Source organism: Desulfovibrio sp. 1188_IL3213 (assembly GCF_036763145.1).
Taxonomy (GTDB): Bacteria; Desulfobacterota; Desulfovibrionia; order Desulfovibrionales; family Desulfovibrionaceae; genus Desulfovibrio.
Window position 1 is genome coordinate 1 of the sequence record NZ_JBAIYR010000151.1, and the last position, 5,120, is coordinate 5,120.

Below are 5,120 nucleotides of genomic sequence, written 5' to 3' on the forward strand. Positions count from 1 at the left end.
CCCTATGCTGTGCATGACCATCAGACTCGCAATGCCGAGGTGCTGGCGCAGGGCGGGGCGGCCATTCTTGTGCCGGAACCGCGCATGGCTGTGGAAGGCCTGGCACAAACGCTCATCAGCCTGCTTAACGACAGCGGCGAGCGCACACGCATGTCGACCGCTGCACTGGCCTCTGCCCGGCCCGATGCCGCCGCTCGTGTGGTTTCTGTTTTGGAAGAGACAGCCCGTCTGCGCTGAAAGCGGTTGCGGGATGTTTGTATGGCGGCCTGCCGCCTGTGAATTATCTAGATATTCTTTAAAGGTAACGCATGAACAGCAAGATCCGGCACATCCACATGGTGGGCATCGGCGGCGCGGGCATGAGCGGCATTGCCGAGGTACTGCTCAATCTCAAATACGAGATTTCCGGTTCGGACATGAGCGATTCCGCTGTTGTCCGGCATCTGCGCAGTCTGGGCGCGCGCATTACCGTCGGGCATGCGGCGGAAAACGTGGGAGACGTGCAGGTGCTGGTCAAGTCCACAGCCATCAGGGATGATAATCCCGAGCTTGTGGAGGCCCGCAAGCGCAACATCGCCATTATTCCCCGTGCCGAGATGCTGGCCGAGCTTATGCGTCTGCGTCAGGGCATCGCCATTGCGGGTACGCACGGCAAAACCACCACCACATCGCTCACTGCCTCGATTTTTGATGAGGCCGGTCTTGATCCCACGGTGATCATCGGCGGGCGCCTCAATGTTTACGGAGCCAACGCCCATCTCGGACACGGCGAATACCTGATCGCCGAGGCCGATGAATCTGACGGGTCGTTTCTTTGCCTGTTGCCCATCATCAACGTGGTGACCAACGTGGATGAGGATCATCTGGACCATTACAAAACACGGGAAGCCATAGACAGCGCCTTTGTGCAGTTCATGAACAACGTGCCGTTTTACGGGCTGAACATTGTTTGCGGCGATGACCCCGGCGTGCTGGAACTTTTGCCGCGGGTAAAGCGCCCCGTGCTTACCTACGGTTTTGCCGAGGACAACTCCCTGCGCGCCGTGCCGCTGGAAAGCGGGCGGATCAGCCGGTTTCAGGTCTGGCTGCATGGTGAGCAGCTGGGTGAAGTCAGTCTGCCGCAGCCGGGCCGCCACAATATCCTCAATGCACTGGCGTCCATCGGTGCTGCCCTGGAAGTAGGCATCAGTTTTGAAAAATGCGCCGCTGGCTTGTGCGGATTCAAGGGGGTGGGGCGCCGTTTTGAATTCAAAGGCGAAAAGCAAGGGGTCACCGTGGTGGATGACTACGGCCACCACCCGGCTGAAATTGCCGCAACCCTTGCCACTGCCCGTCAGGTTTTCGAAGGCAGGCGCATTGTGGCGGCTTTTCAGCCGCACCGCTTCAGCCGCACGGAAGCCCATTTTGGTGAATTTTGCAAAGTCTTCAATGACGTTGATCAACTGCTGCTGACTGAAATTTACGCTGCCTCTGAAAATCCCATTCCCGGCGTTTCCGGGCAAAGCCTTGCGCAGGGGATACGCCAGGTCTCTTCAACGCCTGTGGAATATTTTCAGACTCTGGATGACCTTGCCCAGGCGTTGCCCGATATTTTGCGGGAAGGAGACGTGCTGCTGACTCTTGGGGCAGGCAATATTACCCGTTTGGGTCCCATATGGCTGGAAGGGCTTGACCATGCGTGAGATCGCCTCGCCGCAGCTCGCCCAGCGCACAACATTGCGTCTTGGCGGGACAGCTATCGCAGAGCTGATTCTTGAATGCCCGGAGGATATTGCTCCGCTGTCGCGCCGCTTGCGCGCCCTGGGAGGAAGCCCCGTGGTATTGGGGGCCGGAAGCAATATTCTGGCCCAGGATGGCGATTTGCCTCTGGTTCTTGTCCGGCCGCTGCTCGTGCAGGGACCTGAGGTGGTCGGTGAAGAAGAGGGGAGGGTGCTGGTTCGCGCCGGAGCGGGAGTACCCCTGCCACGGCTGTTGCGTTTTTGCGCGGAACAGGGCTTGTCGGGGCTTGAAGGGCTTGTGGGCATTCCGGGAACAGTCGGCGGTGCAGTAGCCATGAATGCAGGTTCTTTCGGCGTTGAAACATGCGAAAAGATTGATAATATCATGGTGTTTGACGCCCAGGGCGCGCGCACTGTGGCATCCTGCTCATTGCAGTATGCCTATCGCAGCCTGCGTATTGAAGAGAAAAAGAATGATTTTATCGTCTTGGAAGCCACATTTGGCTTGACCAGAGCAGCGAGGGATGGCATCACTAATCGCATGCGTCACAACTTTTTTGAGAAAAAGTCTAAACAACCTGTGACGGCCTGGAGCGCTGGCTGCGTATTCAAAAATCCCTCTGCGGAAATGCCTGCCGGCAAACTTCTTGAGCAGGCGGGATTCAAAGGAAAAAAAATGGGCGGCATGGCCTTTTCAACCCTGCACGCCAACTTCATGATCAATGAGGGCAGGGGAAGTGCAAAGGCGGCCCTGGCCTTATTGCAAGAGGCAAAAGAAACTGTGCGGGAGCGGTTCGGTGTAGTGCTTGAGCCCGAAGTCAGGATTATTCCATGCCTCTTCCCTTGAAAAAGAATGCCCGCAGATCCCGGAACGCGTACACGCGCGCCGCTGTGACGGGCAAAGGCAAAAAAAACGCAAAACTGCGCATGCCGGCTTTTATGGCGGCTGTTTTTGGCAGATTGCGCGGTTTGGGCGGATTAAAAAGCCTGTTTGCCGTTGCTGTTTTGCTGGTCGGTTTGGGAATAGTGCTTTCCGGTGTGTGCTTTGCCTCGTTGTGGCTGTACAACAAGGCCATAACCAGCGACTTTTTTATCACCCGTCATGTAGATGTGGCCGGCAATGTGCGTCTTTCGCGCGATATGGTGCTGCAATACGGCGATCTTAAAGAAGGCGACAACAGCTTGGCCGTCAGCATTGCCAAAGTAGAGCGCAATCTGCGCCAGACCCCCTGGGTAGAGGAAGTTTCGGTAAAACGCCTTTTGCCCGACAGATTTGTGATAAAACTGAAGGAGCGGATGCCCTCCTTCTGGGTGCACAAGGAAGGTACCCTGTATTACGCCAATGAACGCGGTACGATTATCGCGCCAGTGGAAAGCAAGAACTTCCTGTCGCTCCCCACCTTGCGGGTGGAACCTGGGGCCGAAGACGCCATCCCCTTTCTCGCCCGCCTGATGAAAGACATCCAGAACGGTATACTGCCTGTGGAGGCTGGAGCAATCGCCTCCATTACCCTGAGTCCCGGCAGAGGCATTGAGGTGTACCTGGAAGACAGGGAAATGCGCCTCTCCATCGCCACAGACGACTGGGAAGGCAACCTTGCCCGGCTGGGAGTGACTTTGGGCGATCTGGCCCGGAGGCATGAACTGCGCAATGTGCGTGAAGTTCGGGCAGTCAACGGCAATGTATGGGTTTTGCTTAATCAGGCCGTGCAAAACTGATGCGGCGTGAATCATAAGAGTGTGAAGAACAGGCGTTTCTAGGAGAATGGCATGAATAAGTCCGAGCTCATCGTCGGTCTCGACATCGGCACCACAAAGATCTGCGCGGTGGTGGGTGAACTTGCTGAGTCGGGCCTTGTTGATGTGGTGGGCATCGGCACCAGCGTTTCCACCGGCCTGCGAAAGGGCGTGGTGGTCAATATCGAGCAGACCGTGCAGTCCATACGCAAGGCTGTGGAAGATGCCGAACTCATGGCCGGCTGCGAAATCCATTCTGTCTACGTGGGTATCGCGGGCAGCCACATCATGGGCATCAACAGTCACGGCGTCATCGCCGTCAAGGGCGGCGAAGTCGCGCAAAAAGATATTGAGCGTGCGCTGGATGCGGCAAGGGCCGTGGCTATCCCAGCCGATCGCGAGGTTATCCATATCCTGCCGCAGGAATATATTGTTGATAACCAGCGCGGCATCGCAGACCCCCTAGGCATGGCCGGCGTGCGCCTTGAAGTAAAGGTTCACATTGTCACCGGGGCGGTGTCTTCGGCGCAGAACATCGTGCGTTCCTGCCACCGCAGCCAGCTTGAGGTGTCTGATATCGCCCTTGAGTCCCTGGCTTCGGCCAAGGCTGTCCTTACTGAGGAAGAACGCGAAATCGGCGTGGCGCTGGTGGATCTTGGCGGCGGCACCACCGATATCGCCGTGTTTGCCAATGACGCCATCAAGCATACGGCCGTGTTGGCCCTGGGTGGACAAAACCTTTCCAACGACATCGCTTTCGGCCTGCGCACCCCCATTGCCTCGGCTGAAAAGATCAAGCTCAAGTATGGCTGCGCTCTGGCCGACCTTGTGCGCCATGATGAGTTTATTGAAGTTCCCAGTGTGGGCGGACGTGAGCCTCGTCGTTTGTCACGTCAGGTGCTTGCTGAAATTTGCGAACCGCGCATGGAGGAAATCCTCTACCTGGTGGACCAGACACTTGTGCGCTCGGGCTACAAGGACATGATCGGTGCGGGAGTCGTGCTCACCGGCGGCACTGCCCTTATGGAAGGCTGCCAGGAACTGGGCGAACAGATTTTCAATCTTCCCACCCGTATCGGGTACCCGCGAAATGTGGGCGGCCTTAAAGATGTGGTTAACAGCCCCAAGTTTTCCACCGCAGTGGGATTGTTGCGCTACGGCGCAGAAAAAGAAGTTTCCGGCCAAAAAAAGTTCACCACAAGAAGTGAGAGCGGCGTCTTTGATGGCGTGCTTGCGCGTATGAAAAAGTGGTTCGCTGATATTTCTTAAAATAACGACCTCAAACGGGCATTTGAGGACAGGTTAAAACAGGAGAGGAACCTATGTCTCAGTCGATCGTGGACGATATTGACACGTCTTTGTCCAGCAACGCTAAAATCAAGGTTATAGGCGTTGGCGGCGGCGGCGGCAATGCTGTGCAGAACATGATAGCCTCTGGTCTGCGCGGCGTGCAGTTTGTCTGCGCCAACACAGACGTGCAGGCTCTGGCGAAAAACGGCGCTCCTGTAAAAGTGCAGATGGGCGAAAAGCTCACCAAGGGGCTGGGCGCGGGCGCAAACCCCGCCATAGGCCGCGAGGCCGCTGTGGAAAGCGTCAATGCCATTCGTGAAGCCATTGGCGATGCGGACATGGTTTTTGTGACCGCCGGCATGGGCGGCGGCACTG

General features: G+C 57.0%; 5 protein-coding genes and 1 pseudogene. All 6 read left to right on the plus strand.

The window, feature by feature from the left end; translation table 11 throughout:
• Positions 1–237: glycosyltransferase (locus V6C16_RS07605; RefSeq protein WP_333542965.1), on the plus strand; the 237-nt coding region annotated here is incomplete at its 5' end.
• A gap of 71 nt (positions 238–308) precedes the next feature.
• Complete coding sequence (gene murC, locus V6C16_RS07610; RefSeq protein ID WP_333535696.1) at positions 309–1,682, plus strand: UDP-N-acetylmuramate--L-alanine ligase; 1,374 nt, start codon at positions 309–311, stop codon at positions 1,680–1,682.
• Positions 1,675–2,565 carry a UDP-N-acetylmuramate dehydrogenase gene (murB, locus tag V6C16_RS07615; RefSeq protein WP_333535697.1) on the plus strand — a complete coding sequence of 297 codons (891 nt, stop codon included), beginning with the start codon at positions 1,675–1,677 and terminating at the stop codon, positions 2,563–2,565. Before murC ends, murB begins: the two co-directional genes overlap by 8 nt.
• A 122-nt stretch (positions 2,566–2,687) precedes the next feature.
• Complete coding sequence (locus tag V6C16_RS07620; protein WP_333535699.1) at positions 2,688–3,437, plus strand: cell division protein FtsQ/DivIB; 750 nt, start codon at positions 2,688–2,690, stop codon at positions 3,435–3,437.
• A gap of 51 nt (positions 3,438–3,488) precedes the next feature.
• Positions 3,489–4,724, plus strand: a complete 1,236-nt coding sequence (gene ftsA, locus V6C16_RS07625) for a cell division protein FtsA (RefSeq protein WP_333535700.1) — start codon at positions 3,489–3,491, stop codon at positions 4,722–4,724.
• A gap of 53 nt (positions 4,725–4,777) precedes the next feature.
• Positions 4,778–5,120, plus strand: a pseudogene (locus V6C16_RS07630) (cell division protein FtsZ); the annotation flags it as partial.